Source organism: Micromonospora inyonensis (genome assembly GCF_900091415.1).
In the GTDB taxonomy this organism is placed as follows: domain Bacteria; phylum Actinomycetota; class Actinomycetes; order Mycobacteriales; family Micromonosporaceae; genus Micromonospora; species Micromonospora inyonensis.
The window spans coordinates 226,558-243,175 of the sequence record NZ_FMHU01000002.1 but is presented as its reverse complement, the minus strand read 5'-3'; the positions used below and the strand labels follow the sequence as shown (position 1 = coordinate 243,175).

Here is a 16,618-nt window from a genome sequence, read left to right as displayed (position 1 = left end):
GCGCGGAACGCGCGCGGCGGCGGGACCGGTGGGATCACCAGAACCGACGCCGCCGCTTCGCCCGCTGCGGGCGGAGCAGGTCGGCCCCCTTGCTGAGCATCCGGCTGATGCCGGACGGGCCGCGCCGGGCCTCGATCGTGTGGCTGATGCGCCGCGCGCCGGCAGCCGCCAGCGGCACCGCGACCGCCATGATGGCCCACTGTCCGATCCGCTTCTGGATCATCGTCGGTACACCTCCCTGGATAGCTGCTGACCAGGCAGTACCCAGGACGGGCCGTCGGTAAGCACCGGCGCCGGCCGCAACGGCCGGAAACCGGGAGCCGCCCCGCCCAGGGACGACTCAGCCGACCGGGGCCGGCGGGGCGACCGGGTTGGGCAGCGCGCCGCCAAAACGCCGGTCGCGCTGGGCGTACAGCTCGCAGGCGTACCAGAGGTGGCGGCGGTCGAAGTCTGGCCAGAGGGTGTCCAGGAAGACCAGCTCGGCGTAGGCGGTCTGCCAGAGCAGGAAGTTGGAGATCCGCTCCTCGCCGGAGGGACGGAGGAACAGGTCCACCTCGGGGACCTCCGGGTGGTAGAGGTACTTCGCGACGGTCTTCTCGGTGACCTTCGCCGGGTCGAGCTTCCCCGCGGCGGCGTCCCGGGCGATCGCGGCGGCGGCGTCGGCGATCTCGGCCTGGCCGCCGTAGTTGACGCAGAACTGGAGGGTCAGTGTGGAGTTGTCCTTCGACATCTCCTCGGCGGTCTGCAACTCGCTGATGACGCTCTTCCAGAGCCGGCCGGCCCGTCCCGACCAGACCACCCGCACGCCCAGGTCGACGAGCTGGTCGCGGCGACGCCGGATGACGTCCCGGTTGAAGCCCATCAGGAAGCGGACCTCGTCCGGGGAGCGCCGCCAGTTCTCGGTGGAGAACGCGTACGCCGACAGGTAGGGGATGCCCAGCTCGATCGCGCCCTCGATGGTGTCGAAGAGGGAGAACTCCCCCGCCTCGTGGCCCCTGGTGCGCGGCAGCCCCCGCTCCTTGGCCCACCGGCCGTTGCCGTCCATCACCACCGCGACGTGCTTCGGCAACGCACCGGCGGGCAGTGCCGGCGGCCGGGCCCCGGACGGGTGCGGCGTCGGCGGCGTCGGCGTGCGCCGGCCCGTCCTCATCGATCGGATCACTCGAAACTCTCCCTGCTCACACCCGCTCCACCGGTCCGTCACTGCCACGCGACGGGGTCGGGCCGGCCGGCGGTACGCCCCGGTCGACCAGCGGCAGCGAGCGTAACGCGCGCTCCAGGTGCCATTGCAGGTGCGCCGCGACGAGCCCGCTGCACTCCCGGCGTACGCCGGTGGGGGTGGCGTCGGCGACCACCCAGTCGCCGGTGGTCAGCGCGGACATCAGGTCGACGGTGGCCGGGGCCGGGTGGGCCGCGCCGGGCGGTCGGCAGTCCGGGCAGACACAACCCCCGGCCGGTACGGAGAAGGCCCGGTGCCGCCCGGGCGTGCCGCAGACCGCGCAGGCGGTCAACGCGGGCGCCCAGCCGGCCATCGCCATCCCGCGCAGCAGGTACGCGTCGAGCACCAGCGTGGTGTCGTGGTCGGCGCGGGCCAGCGACTTCAGCGCGCCCAGGGTGAGCTGGAAGAGCCGCAGCGAGGGCTCCCGCTCGACCGGGGTGAGCCGCTCGGCGGTCTCGGCGATCGCGCTGGCCGCCGTGTAGCGCGGATAGTCGCCGAGGAACCGTTTGCCGTACAGGTCGATCCCCTCGACCTGGCTGACCGTGTGCAGCGAGCTGCCCTGGTTGCCCTTCGGGTCGCCGGCGAGCTGGAGGTCGACGTGGCCGAACGGCTCCAGCCGGGCGCCGAAGCGGGAGGTGGTGCGGCGCACCCCCCGGGCCACCGCGCGCAGCCGGCCGTGCCGGCGGGTCAGCAGGGTGATGATCCGGTCCGACTCGCCGAGCTTCTGGACGCGCAGCACCACCGCGTCGTCGCGGTAGAGCTGTCGGCGGTACCCGGCCATCGGACCATTCTCCCCGCCGGCCGCATGCCCCGGTGAGCCGGGTGGTGGGCGGTCAGCTCACCCGGACCGGGGTGGCCCCGGCGGACGGCGTGGCCTCCGTGGCGGCCGCGACGCGGGTCTCGGCGACCGCGGCGCGGGGAGCGGGCACGACGACCGGTCCGGAAGGCTGGGTACGCCGCCTGCCGGGCAGCAGTTCGGGCGGACGTCGGGCGGCCACGTCCTCGACCCAACCGACCAGCACCGTCACCACCCCGACCAGGAGGAAGACCAGCACCACCCGGATGGCGAGACCGAGCAGGTCCTGATGGGACCAGCCGACCACGTCGACCAGCGGGGTGAGCGCGACCACGAAGGGCATGTGCCAGAGGTAGACGGTCAGCGCCCGACGGTTGAGCACGGTCACCGCCCGGCCGAGGATGGCGTTCCGGTCCACCCAGGCCGCACCGGAGGGGGCGAACCCGAGGGCGACCAGGATGAACGCCGCCGCCCACAGGGCGTTGCCGATCCGGATGTCGTTGAGGTCGTAGCCGCGCGCTCCCGGGTGGGTGAGGATCCAGGTGCCCCCGGCGGTGGCCAGCAGCCCCGCGACGGCGACCAGCACCCGCCGGGACAGCCGGCGCAGCATGCCGTCGTGGTGGGCGAAGCCGAGCAACCACGCACCGAAGTAGAGCCCGAAGTCGCGCAGCACGACCGGAGCGCCCGGGAAGCCCGACTCGACCACGACGAGCAGCACGTACGGGGTGAGCAGGGTGGGCAGCGGGGCCCGCCGGAACAGCCAGAGGGCCGCCGGTGAGGCGAGCACGAACCAGAGGTAGTCGCGGAGGTACCAGATCACGCTGAGCGCGAGCGCACCCCAGCCGTTCGCCGGTGGATCGGTGATCGGGAAGAGCCAGAGCGCCAGACGCCAACTCGCCGGCAGGCCCCCGGCGAGCAGCATGGCCGGCACGAAGATGGCGGCGACCACCCAGAGCGAGGGCAGCAACCGGCGCAGCCGGCGACCGACCGCGGACGGACCGGAGCGGTCGAGCGAGGCGGCCATCAACGAGCCGGCCAGCGCGAACATCACCGACATGGCCGGAAAGACCAGGGTGAGGGTGGCCCACCCGGTGACGTGGTAGACCACGACTCGGATGATCGCGAGGAAGCGCAGCAGATCCAGGTATCGGTTTCGCATCAGCCTGTATCTATGTCCGGGGGCAAGGACAGGTCGCGATTCCTACCCTGGCCACCCTCGGCTGCAAACGTCCTGCCCGGGGGTATCGAAAGTGAGCAATCCCACACACGCCGGCGAGAGTGGCACGGACGGGCGGCGGGTCGGACCCGGTCCGACCCGCCGCTGTCGACCTCGGACCGGCGTCAGAAACCGAGCCGACGCAGCTGCTTCGGGTCGCGCTGCCAGTCCTTCGCCACCCGCACGTGCAGGTCGAGGTAGACCCGGGTGCCGAGCAGCTCCTCGATCTGCCGGCGGGCCCGGGTGCCCACGTCCTTCAGCCGGCTCCCCCGGTGACCGATCACGATCGCCTTCTGGCTGGGGCGCTCGACGTACACGTCGGCGTAGATCTTCATGACCTGGCCCTCCGGGATCATCTCCTCGACGATCACCGCGATCGAGTGCGGCAGTTCGTCCCGGACGCCCTCCAGGGCCGCCTCGCGGACCAGTTCGGCGACGAGCACCTGCTCCGGGTCCTCGGTGAGCATGTCGTCCGGGTAGAGCTGCGGCGACGGCGGCAGGTAACCGGTCATCACCTCGACCAGGGTGTCCACCTGGTGCCCGGAGACCGCGCTGACCGGCACCACGTCGGCGAACTCGCCCATCTCGCTGACCGCGAGCAGTTGCTCGGCCAGCCGCTTCTTGTCGACCAGGTCGGTCTTGGTCACCACCGCGAGCACGGTCGCCTTCAGCTCGGCCAGCTCACCGGTGATGAAGCGGTCCCCGCGCCCGACCGGCTCGTTCGCCGGGACGCAGAGGCCGATCACGTCGACCTCGCTCCAGGTGGAACGGACCAGGTCGTTGAGGCGCTCGCCGAGCAGCGTCCGGGGACGGTGCAGACCGGGCGTGTCGACCAGCACGAGCTGGGAGTCCGGACGGTGCAGGACGGCCCGGATCACGTGCCGGGTGGTCTGCGGCTTGTTCGAGGTGATGGCGATCTTCTGCCCGACGATCGCGTTGGTGAGGGTGGACTTGCCGGCGTTCGGCCGACCGACGAAACAGGCGAAGCCCGCCCGGTAGGGCCGGTCCCCGCCGGCCGCCCCGAGGGCCGCCCCCTCCGGCTGGGCCGACTCGTCGCGCCGGGTCACTCGACCACCGTGCCGAGGACGGTGCCGTCCGGGGCCGCCAGGTGGATCGGCGCATCCGTCGTGAGGTCCCGTACGGCGGCGTGCCCGGCGGGGTCCAGGGTCGACGCCTCGGTCACCACCACCGCCGCCTCCAGCCGGGACGCGCCGGCCGCCGCCGCGGAGGCGACCGCCAACTGGAGGGCGGTGACCGTCAGCGACGGCAGCGCGACGGTCGCGGCGGCGTACGTCCGGCCGTCCTGGTCACGGACCGCCGCCCCCTCGACGGCACCGACACGGCCCCGCGCCCCCCGGGCGAGGATGACCAGCTTGGCGTCCTCGACGCTCAACTCGGTCGGGGCGGGAAGAGCGGACGGTACGGCGGGTGACTCAGGCATCGGCGGGTTGCCTCTCCTCGGATCGGTTCGGGTTTCCTCCCCGGGGCTCGGCCTGTTCACCCCGCCCCGGGTTCTCCTGCTCGTCGCTCGGCCCGACCCGGCGCACCAGCACGGTGTCGATCCGGTTCCGTCGACCGGTGGTGCCCTCCGCGACCAGGTGCAGCCCGGCGACCTCCGCCTCCGCGCCCGGGATCGGCACCCGACCGAGCGCCTGGGCGAGGAGGCCACCGACGGTCTCCACCTCGTCGGCGGGAAGCTCCACGTCGAACAGCTCGCCCAGATTCTCCACCGGCAGGCGGGCGGTCACCCGCACCGCCCCCTGCTCCGGCAGGTGCTCGACCGGCGGGCGTTCGATGTCGTACTCGTCGGTGATCTCACCGACGATCTCCTCGAGGATGTCCTCGATGGTGACCAGGCCACCGGTACCGCCGTACTCGTCGACGACGATCACCAGGTGGTTGCGGGCCGCCTGCATCTCGGAGAGCAGGTCGTCGACCGGCTTGGACTCGGGCACGAAGGTCGCCGGGCGCATCAGCTCGGCCACCGGTGTCCTTTCGGCCTGCTCGCCGCCGCCCTGGGTACGGCGGATCAGGTCCTTGAGGTAGAGCACGCCGAGCACGTCGTCGACGTTCTCGCCGATCACCGGGATCCGGGAGAACCCGGAACGCAGGAAGAGCACCAGTGCCTGGGCCAGCGTCTTGTGCTCCTCGATCCACACCATCTCGGTGCGCGGCACCATCACCTCGCGGGCGATGGTGTCGCCGAGGGCGAAGACCGAGTGGATCATCTGACGTTCGCCGTGCTCGACCACGCCACGCTGCTCGGCCAGGTCGACCAGTTCGCGCAGTTCCACCTGGGTGGCGAAGGGACCCTCCCGGAACCCCTTGCCGGGGGTGACCGCGTTGCCGATCAGGATGAGCAACGAGGCGAGCGGGTTGAGCACCCGCCCCAGCCAGCGGACCAGCGGGGCGACCGCCCGACCGACCACGTACGCGTGCTGCCGGCCGATGGTGCGCGGACCGACCCCGACCACCACGAAGCTGATCACCGTCATCGCCCCGGCGGTGACCAGGGCGGCCCGCCAGCCCGCACCGAAGGTGTCCACCGCGACCAGGGCCACCAGGGTGGTGGCGGTCAGCTCGGCCAGCAGCCGGAGCAGCAGCAACAGGTTGAGGTGCCGGACCACGTCCGTGGCGAGGACCTGGAGGGTACGCGCGCCGCGGACGCCGTCCCGGGCCAGCTCGGCGGCGCGGGCCGGTGAGACGGCGGTCAGCGCCGCCTCGGTCGCCGCGATGATCCCGGCGAGCACCACCAGCCCGGCCGCGAAGACGAGCAGTTGCAGGTCGGGCAGGCCGGCGGCGCCGGCCGCCAGTGTCGGGGTGGTCATCACCGGGCTCGGGTCGACCGCCAACTGGCGAGCAGCCTCGCCTGGAGCCCGAACATCTCGCGCTCCTCCTCCGGCTCGGCGTGGTCGTACCCGAGCAGGTGCAGCACCCCGTGCACGGTGAGCAGGTGCAGCTCGTCGGCGGCGCTGTGCCCGGCGGTGGCCGCCTGTTTGGCCGCCACCTCCGGGCAGAGCACGATGTCACCGAGCAGGGCCGGCTCGCCGGCCGGGCCGCTGCTCTCCCCCGGCCCGTGGTCGACGCTCCCCTCGTCCATGGGGAAGGCCAGCACGTCGGTCGGCCCGTCGCCGCCCATCCAGCGGTGGTTCAGCTCGGTCATGTAGTCGATGTCGACCAGCAGCACGGAAAGCTCGGCGAGGGGGTTGACCCCCATCTCGTCGAGGGCGTGCCGGGCGACGGCGAGCACGGCGTCGGTGTCGACCGGGACACCGGACTCGTTGGCGATCTCGATGGACACGTCTTTCCTCTGCTCTAGCGGCGGCGACCGGCGCGGCCGCCGCCCTGGGCGGTCCGGCCCGGTACCGCGTGCACGCTCTGTGCCTGCTGGTTCTCCCGCTCGGCGTCCCAGCGGGCGTACGCGTCGACGATCTCCCCGACCAACCGGTGACGGACCACGTCCGAGCTGGAGAGCTGGGCGAAGTGCACGTCCTCGACGTCGGTGAGGATCTCCCGGACGACGCGCAGTCCGCTGCTCGTCCCGCCGGGCAGGTCGACCTGGGTGATGTCGCCGGTGACCACGATCTTGGAGCCGAAACCGAGGCGGGTCAGGAACATCTTCATCTGCTCGGGCGTGGTGTTCTGCGCCTCATCGAGGATGATGAAGGCGTCGTTCAGCGTCCGGCCGCGCATGTAGGCCAGCGGCGCGACCTCGATCGTGCCGGCTGCCATCAGCTTGGGGATGGACTCCGGGTCGAGCATGTCGTGCAGCGCGTCGTAGAGCGGGCGCAGGTACGGGTCGATCTTCTCGTTGAGGGTGCCGGGCAGGAAGCCCAGCCGCTCCCCCGCCTCGACCGCCGGTCGGGTGAGGATGATCCGGTTGACCTGCTTGGCCTGCAACGCCTGCACGGCCTTCGCCATCGCCAGGTAGGTCTTGCCGGTACCGGCGGGGCCGATGCCGAAGACGATGGTGTGCGCGTCGATCGCGTCGACGTAGCGCTTCTGCCCGAGCGTCTTCGGGCGGATGGTGCGCCCGCGCCGGGAGAGGATGTTCAGGGTCAGAACCTCGGCGGGCCGCTCCGCGCCGCCCTGCTCGAGCATGCCGACGGTACGCCGCACGGCGTCGGTGGTCAGTGTCTCGCCTTTCTCGATCAGTTCGAGCAGCTCACCGAAGAGGCGCTCGGCGAGGGCGTTGTCCGCGGGCGCACCGGTGATGGTGATCTCGTTGCCGCGCACGTGCACGTCGCTGTCGACCGAACGCTCGACGAGCCGCAGGATCTCGTCGCCCGCGCCGAGGAGGTTGACCATGATCTTGGGATTGGGGACGGTGATCCTGGTCTGCGCCCGGGGCGGGCCCGGAGGTGGGGTGCCGGTCATAGTTCGGGCCGTCGGGCCCTGCGCCACCTGCTCTCGCTCTCGGCGCCGGCCTGAGCTGGCTCGGCGTACGGACGTTGGTCCCATGGTATCGGGTCGACACCGGAGACACCCGGCCCATTTCCCCCGTCCCCACCTCGGCAGACTCGGGACGACCGCCAGGAAAGCCATGATCACGACATCAGGTCAGGATTATATCTGGTCAACACCAAAACGGGCAGATTGATATCGATGCACGTCCATATCTAGGATTCGCTCACCCGCCGTTTCCCCTCACGAACGGAGTGTGACCCGTGTCCCCACGAAGGATCGGTCGCCGCCTCGCCACCCTCGTCGCCGGTGCCGCCACCGTGCTGGGCCTCGGCCTGGCCAACCCCGCCCCCGCCGCCGCCGAGGTCGTCACCGCGACGGTCTGCTACAACACCAGCCAGGCCGGCCCGTACGCGGGCGTCGCCGACCAGGCCGCCGGGATCTGGAACGCGTACACGAACAACCTCAACATGTCGAAGTGCGGCTCGAACCTGATGATCTACTACACCACCGGTGGCGGCTCCTACGCCGTCCGGCGCAGCCTCGGCAACGGCTACGTGGTGATCGACACGATCCAGGCCCAGCAGTACAGCGTGCTGCGGATCATGACCCACGAGATCGGCCACATCCTCGGCCTGCCCGACAACTACAACGGCCAGTGCTACCTGCTCATGTCCGGCGGCAGCGCCGGCACCGGCTGCACCAACCCGTACCCGTACAGCACCGAGGCGGCGCAGGTCGACCGGAACTTCGGCGGCTTCGGCGCCGAGGGCACCCAGGTCTTCCGGGACAGCTGGCCGGCGCTGGCCACGATCGGCTGAACCGCCCCGTCCCACCGGGGTCCGGGCCGCACGCCAGCTGAACCGCCCCGTCGTGTGACCGGTCGAACCGCCCCGGCCGCACGACCAGCTGAACCGCCCGCCGCAGGACCGGTTGAACCGCCCCGCCACACGGGCCGGGATCGGCACCCGCCGACCCGGCCCGTTGCGCGCCCGCCGTGCAGGCGGACTCCGGGCCAGCGGGCCGGTGCGGCGCGGTCAGGACATCCGCCGGTCGGGCGGCCCGCCCCCCAGGGGTCAGCCCCGGTCCGGCCAGCGCACGTCGTACCCGTCGAAGGTCTGCTGGTCGCGGGTGAACCGGTAGGTCGCCCAGTGCATCCGGCGCACCGCCCCCCGCTCGTCCCGGGTCAGCCGGAGCAGCTCCCCGACCTCCCGCCCGGAGATCGTCCGCAGCACGTCGGGCCGGTCCGGCAGCGGCGCGAAGACCGCCGCCGGCTTACCCGGCGGATCCCCTGCCCGGCGGGCCCGCAACGCCCCGTCCCGCCAGAGGAAGACGTACTCGAAACCCTCTCCCCACCAGCGCCCCAGCACGTCCCGGTACGCCGCCGGGGCCGGCTCGCCCGGCGACCACGGCTCGATGTCGGCCGGGTCGTGCTCGACGGAGGTGGCGAGCAACCGGTGCGGCAGGTCGAAGATCGCCCCGGCGGTGCCGGCCGACCCGAGCACCGCGCAGCCCATCGCCCCCGGTGTCCCGTCGCCGCCCCGCCGGCCGTAGACCGAGGCGAGGAAGCCGGGCATCGCCCCGTCGTGCCCGACGTGCAGCACCCGGTTGGGCTGCGGCACGAGGATCAGCCCGAGGCCGAAACCGTCCGCCCAGTTCGTCTCGTCGGTGACCGTACGCGGCCAGCGCATCTCGTCCAGGGTGCCCGGGGCGAGCACCGCGCCGGTCGGATCCAGCGCCGACGGGTCGGCGAGGAAGGCCGCCCACCGGGCCATGTCCCCGGCCGTGCTCCAGAGCTGCGCCGCCGGCCCCACCGCGCCGAAGTCGGTCGGCGGCTCCGGCCGGGCGTGGTCGGAGTACGCGTCGACCAGGAAGCCGGTGGCCGCGTGCGGACCGGGGCGGGTGGTGGTGGCGGCCAGCCCGAGCGGGGCGAGGATCCGGTCGGCCAGCACCTCCACCCAGGTGCCGCCACGCAGCCGCCCGACCAGTTCCCCGAGCAGGGCCATGCCCAGGTTCGAGTAGTGGAACCGGCGGGCCGGGGGCAGCACCCGCTCGGCCCGGGCGAGATCGGCGAGGAGCTGTTCGACCCCGGGGGCGCGCAGCGTGTCCCAGATGTCGCCGTAGGGCTCGCGTTGCAGACCGGAGGTGTGCGACAGCAGCCGGCGCACGGTCAGCTCGCCGTGCGCGGGCACGTCGAGGTGCCGCCCGACCGGGTCGTCCAGGTCGAGCAGCCCCTCGTCGCGGCACTGGAGCACCAGCACGGCCGTGAAGGTCTTGGTGACCGACCCGATCCGGAACGGGGTCTGCGGCGTCAGCGGGGCGTCGTTGCCGGTGGCGCCGACGGTGAGGCCCCACAGGGGCCGGTCGGCCCGGTGCAAGGCCACCGACAGCGCCGGCACCCGCGCGCCGGCCTGCACCTGCCGCACCATCCGCCCCAGGCGCACGTTGATCTCCACCACGCCGCCAGTGTAAGGAGGGGTCCCCTGTTACCGCTTTTTGATGAGCAGGGGACCCCTGCTACCACCCCGGCAGGGTGTCGAGCCTCAGCGAGCGGCGGGAGTTCAGCGGGCGAGCATCGGGCCGAGCGGAGCCCCGCCGAGCAGGTGCGCGTGCACGTGGAAGACCTCCTGGCCGCCGTGCCCGCCGGTGTTGAACATCAGCCGGAAGCCGTCGGCGAGCAGCCCCTCGGCCTCGGCCACCTCGGCGGCCGTGGCGAGCACCTGACCGGCCAGCTCCGGGTCGGCCTGGCCGAGCGTGGCCACGTCGGCGTGGTGCTCCTTCGGGATCACCAGCACGTGCACCGGGGCCTTCGGGTCGATGTCCCGGAAGGCCAGGGTGGTCGCGGTCTCCCGGACGATGGTGGCCGGGATCTCCCCGGCGACGATGCGGCAGAACAGGCAGTCGGAGGTCATCGACGCATGGTAGGACCGTCGCCCCGGGCCGGCATCTCCCCACGCCACGCCGGCATGTCCCCGCAGGTCCCGGCCCCGGCCACCGGGCCCCGGACGGACGGGGACCGGACCCTCGGGGATCATGGGGCGGGTGGACTCTCGGGCGGTACTGGTGACGGGGGCCTCGCGCGGCATCGGCCGCGCGGTGGCCCGCAGGTTCGCGGCGGGCGGCGACCGGGTGGCGATCCACCACCGCGACTCGGCGGAACTGGCCGAACGGCTCCGGGCGGAACTGCCCGGCGACGGGCACGTCGTGGTCGCCGCCGACCTGGCCGACCCGGACGCGGTCCGAGCCGCCGTGGACGAGGCGGCAACCCGGCTCGGCGGGCTGGACGTGCTGGTCAACAACGCCGGGGTGTTCGGTCCGGCGGACCCGCCGCACCCGGTCTTCGAGACCACGTACGAGCAGTGGCGGCAGCGCTGGCGGCAGATCGTCGACACCAACCTGCTCGGCGCGGCCAACGCGGCCTGGTGCGCCGCCCAGCACATGCGGGACCGGGGTGGCCGGATCGTCAACGTCTCGTCCCGGGGTGCCTTCCGCGGCGAGCCGGGCAACCCGGCGTACGGGGCGAGCAAGGCGGGGATGAACGCGATGGGGCAGTCCCTCGCGGTGGCACTGGCCCCGTACGGCATCGCGGTGGCCACGGTGGCACCCGGTTTCGTCGAGACCGACATGACCAACGAGCACCTCAAGTCGCCCCGGGGTGCGGCCGTGCGGGCGCAGAGCCCGTTCGACCGGGTGGCCCGGCCGGAGGAGATCGCCGCCGCGGTGCACTGGCTGGCGTCACCGGAGGCGGAGTGGGCCTCGGGCACCATCGTCGACCTCAACGGCGCGTCCTACCTGCGCTCCTGAAAAAGCCCCGCCTCCCTGCGCTCCCGAGGGTGGCCTCCCAGCGAACTCCCAGCTTCCGGGGCGGATGACCGGACCGGGCCGGGGTAACGGTCTCCGGCATGGCCGATGCCGCGCTGCTGGACCTCTCCGCTGACTACCAGGTGGTCGACGACCACGACGACGACCCGGTGCTGCTCCGCTCGGACGGCAGCCCGGTGGACACCTGGCGCGAGGACTACCCGTACGACGAGCGCCTAACCCGCGAGGAGTACGACCACCACAAGCGCCTGCTCCAGATCGAACTCCTCAAGCTCCAGGAGTGGATCAAGGAGAGCGGCGAACGACTGGTGATCATCTTCGAGGGGCGGGACGCCGCCGGCAAGGGCGGCACGATCAAGCGCTTCATGGAGCACCTGAATCCACGCGGGGCCAAGGTGGTGGCCCTGGTGAAGCCGAACGAGCGGGAGGCCACCCAGTGGTACTTCCAGCGCTGGCTGGCACACCTGCCGGCGGCCGGCGAGATCGTGCTCTTCGACCGGTCCTGGTACAACCGGGCCGGAGTGGAGCGGGTGATGGGCTTCTGCACCCGCAAGGAGTACCTGGAGTTCCTCCGCCAGGCTCCCGAGTTGGAGCGGATGCTCGTCCGCTCCGGCATCCGCCTGGTCAAGCTCTGGTTCTCGGTCTCCCAGAACGAGCAGCGCACCCGCTTCGCGGTCCGGCAGGTCGACCCGGTACGGCAGTGGAAGCTCTCACCGATGGACATCGCCTCGCTGGACAAGTGGGACGAGTACACCGAGGCCAAGGAGGCGATGTTCTTCTACACCGACACCGCCGACGCGCCGTGGACGGTGGTCAAGAGCAACGACAAGAAGCGGGCCCGGCTGGAGGCGATGCGCCACGTGCTCCACCGCTTCGACTACACCGACAAGGACCGTGAGGTGGTCGGCGTACCCGATCCGCTCATCGTCGGCCCGGCCGGGCTGGACCTGAGCCCCGACGACCAGCCCGTCCAGGTCTTCCCCCGCCTCTAACCCCGCGCCCGGGTCAGGGGAGACCGAGCGCGCGGGGGCGTCGCGTCACCAGCGGGCGAGGCGGGTGGCGAGCACGCTGAGCGCCGCCACTCCCGCCGTCGAGGTACGCAGCACCGCCGGCCCCAGGCGCACCGGCCGGGCCCCGGCGGCCCGGAAGGCGTCCACCTCGGCCGGGGCGATCCCGCCCTCCGGCCCCACCACCAGCACGATCTCGCCGGCTGTGGGTAGCTCGACGGTGGTCAGCCGCTCCTGCGCCTCCTCGTGCAACACGAACCCGGCGGCGGCCCCGGAGATCCGGGCCACCACCGTCGCGGTCGACTCGTCGGGAGCACCGGCCACCACCGGCAGCCAGGCGCGGCGGGCCTGCTTGGCCGCCTCGCGGGCGGTCGCCGCCCACTTCTCCCGGGCCCGTACGCCCCGCTCGCCCCGCCACTGCGCCACCGAGCGGGACGCCGCCCAGGGCACGATCTCGTCCACCCCGACCTCGGTCATCGCCTGGACGGCCAGTTCACCCCGGTCGCCCTTGGCGATCCCCTGCACCACCACGATCCGGGGCACCGACGCGTCGACGTACCCCCGGGAGGTGACCGCCAGGTCGAGGGTGCCCCGGCCGACGGCGGTGACCACGGCGACGGCCGTGCCGCCCCGACCGTCGGCCAGCAGCAGTTCCTCGCCGACCCGGAGCCGCTGCACGGTGGCCGCGTGGTGGCCCTCCGGGCCGTCCAGGGTCAGCGTGTCGGCGACGGGCAGCGACTCGACCAGGAACAGCGGGGCGGACACTCAGCCGTGCCCGTTGAACGCGTCCCGCATCCGGGAGAAGAAGCCGCCCTGCTTGCTCAGCTCGGCGACCTCCTCCCCCCGGGTCTTGGCGAAATCACGGAGCATCCGCTCCTGGTCGGCGTCGAGCTTGGTCGGGGTCCGCACGTCGAGGTGGACGTAGAGGTCACCCCGGCCGGTCCCGCGCAGGTGGGGTACGCCCCGGGCGCGCAACCGCATCGTGCTGCCCGGCTGGGTGCCCGCCTTGACGTCGACGATCTCCTCGCTGTCCAGCGTCTTGATGGTCAGTCGGGTGCCGAGCGCCGCCGCGGTCATCGGCACGGTCACCCGGCAGTGCAGGTCGTCGCCCTTGCGGGAGTAGACGTCGTGCGGCCGTTCGTGGATCTCGACGTAGAGGTCGCCGGCGGTGCCGCCACCCGGGCCGACCTCACCCTGCTGGGCGAGGCGGATCCGCATGCCGTCCTCCACGCCCGCCGGGATCTTGACGGTCAGCGAGCGACGGGTCCGGACCCGACCGTCACCCGCACAGGTCGCGCAGGGGTGCGGGATGGTGGTGCCGTACCCCTGGCAGACCGTGCAGGGCCGGGCCGAGACGACCTGGCCGAGGAAGGTGCGCTGCACCGACTGCACCTCGCCCCGGCCACCGCACGCCTCGCAGGTGGCCAGGTGGGTGCCGGCGGCCGTGCCCGCGCCGGAGCAGGTGGTGCAGAGCACGGCGGTGTCGACGGTGATGGGCGCCTCGACGCCGAACGCCGTCTCGTGCAGGTCCAGTTCCAGCCGCAGGATCGCGTCGGCCCCCGGACGGGTACGCGGACGCGGACCCCGCGAGCCGGTGGCTCCACCGAAGAAGGCGTCCATGATGTCCTGGAAGCCGACGAACGGTCCCGCGCCGCCCGGCCCACCGGGACCGGCCCCGCCACCACCGGGGGCGAGCGGATCCCCACCCAGGTCGACGATCTGCCGCTTCCGGTCGTCCGAGAGGACCTCGTACGCGGCGTTGATGTCCTTGAACTTCTCCTGTGCCTCCGGGTCCGGATTGACGTCCGGGTGGAACTGCCGCGCCAGCTTGCGGTAGGCGCGCTTGATCTCGTCGTCGGAGGCTTCCCGGCTGACGCCGAGGATGCCGTAGTAGTCCCTGGCCACTGCGTTCCGTGTCCTCATGTTCGTCTCGCGTTGCGCCGGTCGTCGGCCCGAGTCGGCCGTCGGCCCTGACTGGTCAGTTCTGGGCCAGCAGCTCGCCCACGTAGCGTGCCACGGCACGTACCGTGGCGATGGTGCCGGGGTAGTCCATCCGCGTCGGGCCGAGCACGCCCAACCCACCCACGATGGTGGCACCTGGACCGTAACCCGTGCTGACCACCGACGTACCCCGCAGGTTGTCGATCTCGTTCTCGTCGCCGATCCGGATCCGCGTCGTGCTCGGCTCCACCTCACCGATCAGCTTGAGCAGGATGACCTCCTCCTCGAGCGCCTCGAGGATGGGGCGCAACGAGCCCTGGAAGTCGAGCAGGCCACCCCGGGTCAGGTTGGCGGTGCCGGCGAGGGCGATCCGCTCCTCGTGCCGTTCCACCAGGGTCTCCAGCAGGACGGTGGAGAGCGTGGTCATCGCCGGGCGCAGCCCGACGCGCACCTCCTCCACCAGCGCCTGCACCAGCGGCGGGGTGTCCGACAGCCGGTTGCCGCCGAGCTTCTCGTTGAGCAACCGGCGCAGGTCGGTGACCTCGTCGGCGGGGACCGGGGCGGGCAGTTCGACCAGGCGCTGCTCGACCCGACCGGTGTCGGCGATCATCACCAGCATCAGCCGGGTGGTGGAGATCGGCACCAGTTCCAGGTGGCGCACCGAGGATCGGGCCAGGGACGGGTACTGCACCACCGCCACCTGGCGGGTGAGCTGCGCGAGCAGCCGGACCGTCCGGTTCACGACGTCGTCGAGGTCGACCGCGCTGACCAGGAAGCGCTCGATCGCCCGGCGCTCGGCCGGGCTGAGGGGCTTGACCCGGCTCAGCCGGTCGACGAAGAGGCGGTAACCGCGATCGGTGGGGACCCGTCCGGCGCTGGTGTGCGGCTGCCGGATGTAGCCCTCCTCCTCCAGCACGGCCATGTCGTTGCGGACCGTGGCCGGGGAGACGCCGAGCTGGTGCCGCTCGACCAGCGCCTTGCTGCCGACCGGCTCCTGGGTCGCGACGTAGTCCTCGACGATCGCGCGCAGCACGGCGAGCTTGCGGTCGTCGAGCCCCACTCTCCCCACCTCCTACGCTGCCGACGCCCGGCCCAGGCGGTGCGTACCCACCACCGGCGACGACCGGCGGCGGTCGCCGACCGCGACGGACCGCGCTACTGGCACTCGACTGTAACGAGTGCCAGTCTACGTCGATCCACCCGTGGGACGCGATGATCGGTGTCGACCTGCGCCCCGCCCCGCCCGGCACTCCGGGCCGTTCGTCCGGGTGATCCGCACGGTGTCCCACTGGTCACGGCTTGCCCGGTACCCCTACCGTGACCGGCATGACTGAACCGCCGCGCCCGCCCGGTGCGGGCGACGCCGGCCGGTACCCGCCGGAGCCGACCATGCCGCTCGCCCCGTCCGGGTCCCCGTCGACGCCCGACGAGCCCACCACCCCACTGTCCGGCGCGGCCAGGGCGTCCGGGTATCCCCCACCCGGCGGTTCCACTCCGCCCGGCGGCTGGTCCGCGCCGTCCCATGAGCCCCCCACCGAGAACCTCTCCGCGTCGTCCCCCGAGCCGCCGACGGAGAACTGGTCGGCGTCGTCCCACGAGCCGACGGAGTACCTGGCCCCGCCGCCGACGGAGAACTGGTCCGCACCCGAGCCGCCGACCGAGCACCTCGCCGCGCCGTCGTACGAGCCGCCCACGGCCGGCTACGGCCCACCCGGCCAGGCCACGGCAGCTGACCACCCGACCTCGGGCGGGCACTTCGCCGCCGCGGGCTACCCGCCCCCGGCCGACCAGGGCAGCTACCCGCCCCCGGGCGCGAGTGGGCCGCACCCGACGCCCGGTCCGATCGGTGGCGACGACCGGACGTGGACGGTGCTCGCCCACGTGGGCGGTCCGATCGGCATGGTGGTGGGTGCCACCCTCTTCGGCTGGGTCGGCCCGCTGATCGTGCTGCTGGTCCGGGGTCAGCAGTCCCCGGCGGTACGCGCGCACGCCGTCGCCGCGCTCAACTTCCAGATCACCTGGGCGGTCGCGATCCTGGTGGGTTGGCTGCTCACCGCCATCACCTGCGGCCTGCTCTTCTTCGTGCCACTGCTGCTCGCGATCGTGCCGATCGCGTTCGGCCTCGTGGCCGCCCTCAAGGCCAACCAGGACCTGCTCTACCAGTACCCGATGACCCGGACCTTCGTGAAGTGAGCCCACCCCGGCCGGGTTCG

At 72.5% G+C, this 16,618-nt stretch carries 17 protein-coding genes and 1 pseudogene; 4 read left to right on the top strand and 14 right to left on the bottom strand.

From position 1 onward, the window contains the following. Positions 1 to 34: 34 nt before the first annotated feature. From GA0074694_RS16180 to GA0074694_RS16140, 9 genes and pseudogenes are all read right to left on the bottom strand, one after another. On the bottom strand, positions 35 to 223 hold the full coding sequence (locus tag GA0074694_RS16180) for a hypothetical protein (RefSeq protein WP_091459496.1): 189 nt from the start codon (positions 221 to 223) through the stop codon (positions 35 to 37). A 117-nt stretch (positions 224 to 340) separates the two neighbouring features. Next, positions 341 to 1,150: an isoprenyl transferase gene (locus tag GA0074694_RS16175; RefSeq protein ID WP_091463305.1), complete on the bottom strand. Its 810-nt coding sequence runs from the start codon at positions 1,148 to 1,150 to the stop codon at positions 341 to 343. 8 nt (positions 1,151 to 1,158) lie between these two features. After that, positions 1,159 to 2,000 (bottom strand): annotated as a pseudogene (gene recO, locus GA0074694_RS16170) (DNA repair protein RecO). 52 nt (positions 2,001 to 2,052) lie between these two features. Beyond that, a complete protein-coding gene (locus GA0074694_RS16165) occupies positions 2,053 to 3,174 on the bottom strand; it encodes an acyltransferase family protein (RefSeq protein ID WP_091459494.1) in 1,122 nt (373 codons plus the stop codon). 182 nt (positions 3,175 to 3,356) lie between these two features. Then, positions 3,357 to 4,298: a GTPase Era gene (era, locus tag GA0074694_RS16160; RefSeq protein ID WP_091459493.1), complete on the bottom strand. Its 942-nt coding sequence runs from the start codon at positions 4,296 to 4,298 to the stop codon at positions 3,357 to 3,359. Beyond that, positions 4,295 to 4,672 (bottom strand): cytidine deaminase, encoded by a 378-nt coding sequence (locus tag GA0074694_RS16155; protein ID WP_091459492.1) that lies wholly within the window; start codon positions 4,670 to 4,672, stop codon positions 4,295 to 4,297. Before GA0074694_RS16155 ends, era begins: the two co-directional genes overlap by 4 nt. Continuing rightward, on the bottom strand, positions 4,665 to 6,083 hold the full coding sequence (locus GA0074694_RS16150; protein ID WP_091459491.1) for a hemolysin family protein: 1,419 nt from the start codon (positions 6,081 to 6,083) through the stop codon (positions 4,665 to 4,667). Before GA0074694_RS16150 ends, GA0074694_RS16155 begins: the two co-directional genes overlap by 8 nt. After that, positions 6,059 to 6,532: an rRNA maturation RNase YbeY gene (ybeY, locus tag GA0074694_RS16145; RefSeq protein WP_091459490.1), complete on the bottom strand. Its 474-nt coding sequence runs from the start codon at positions 6,530 to 6,532 to the stop codon at positions 6,059 to 6,061. The genes GA0074694_RS16150 and ybeY overlap by 25 nt, the downstream gene beginning before the upstream one ends. A 14-nt stretch (positions 6,533 to 6,546) precedes the next feature. Then, a complete protein-coding gene (locus GA0074694_RS16140; RefSeq protein WP_091459489.1) occupies positions 6,547 to 7,608 on the bottom strand; it encodes a PhoH family protein in 1,062 nt (353 codons plus the stop codon). Positions 7,609 to 7,898: 290 nt separating this feature from the next. Between GA0074694_RS16140 and GA0074694_RS16135 the strand changes: the two genes are divergently transcribed. Continuing rightward, positions 7,899 to 8,456 (top strand): snapalysin family zinc-dependent metalloprotease, encoded by a 558-nt coding sequence (locus GA0074694_RS16135; protein ID WP_091459488.1) that lies wholly within the window; start codon positions 7,899 to 7,901, stop codon positions 8,454 to 8,456. 255 nt (positions 8,457 to 8,711) lie between these two features. Here the strand turns inward: GA0074694_RS16135 and GA0074694_RS16130 are convergent, their stop codons facing one another. After that, entirely contained in the window at positions 8,712 to 10,064 is a 1,353-nt protein-coding gene (locus GA0074694_RS16130) for a serine hydrolase domain-containing protein (protein WP_425413658.1), read from the bottom strand. A 132-nt stretch (positions 10,065 to 10,196) separates the two neighbouring features. Then, on the bottom strand, positions 10,197 to 10,547 hold the full coding sequence (locus GA0074694_RS16125; protein ID WP_091459486.1) for a histidine triad nucleotide-binding protein: 351 nt from the start codon (positions 10,545 to 10,547) through the stop codon (positions 10,197 to 10,199). A gap of 130 nt (positions 10,548 to 10,677) precedes the next feature. On the opposite strand from GA0074694_RS16125, the gene GA0074694_RS16120 reads away from it, so the two are divergent. Continuing rightward, entirely contained in the window at positions 10,678 to 11,439 is a 762-nt protein-coding gene (locus GA0074694_RS16120) for an SDR family NAD(P)-dependent oxidoreductase (protein WP_091463304.1), read from the top strand. Between the two features lie 98 nt (positions 11,440 to 11,537). Beyond that, positions 11,538 to 12,449: a polyphosphate kinase 2 gene (gene ppk2 / locus GA0074694_RS16115; RefSeq protein WP_091459485.1), complete on the top strand. Its 912-nt coding sequence runs from the start codon at positions 11,538 to 11,540 to the stop codon at positions 12,447 to 12,449. 45 nt (positions 12,450 to 12,494) lie between these two features. On the opposite strand, the gene GA0074694_RS16110 is transcribed toward ppk2, so the two are convergent. The 3 genes from GA0074694_RS16110 to hrcA form a co-directional block, all read right to left on the bottom strand. Beyond that, entirely contained in the window at positions 12,495 to 13,229 is a 735-nt protein-coding gene (locus GA0074694_RS16110; RefSeq protein WP_091459484.1) for a 16S rRNA (uracil(1498)-N(3))-methyltransferase, read from the bottom strand. Beyond that, positions 13,230 to 14,369 carry a molecular chaperone DnaJ gene (gene dnaJ, locus GA0074694_RS16105; RefSeq protein WP_176738168.1) on the bottom strand — a complete coding sequence of 380 codons (1,140 nt, stop codon included), beginning with the start codon at positions 14,367 to 14,369 and terminating at the stop codon, positions 13,230 to 13,232. 73 nt (positions 14,370 to 14,442) lie between these two features. Then, entirely contained in the window at positions 14,443 to 15,465 is a 1,023-nt protein-coding gene (gene hrcA / locus GA0074694_RS16100; RefSeq protein ID WP_091459482.1) for a heat-inducible transcriptional repressor HrcA, read from the bottom strand. Between the two features lie 266 nt (positions 15,466 to 15,731). Between hrcA and GA0074694_RS16095 the strand changes: the two genes are divergently transcribed. Then, the gene (locus GA0074694_RS16095) at positions 15,732 to 16,598 is read left to right on the top strand and encodes a DUF4870 domain-containing protein (protein ID WP_245714768.1); all 867 of its coding nucleotides are present in this window, start codon (positions 15,732 to 15,734) and stop codon (positions 16,596 to 16,598) included. The last annotated feature ends 20 nt before the right edge of the window (positions 16,599 to 16,618 follow it).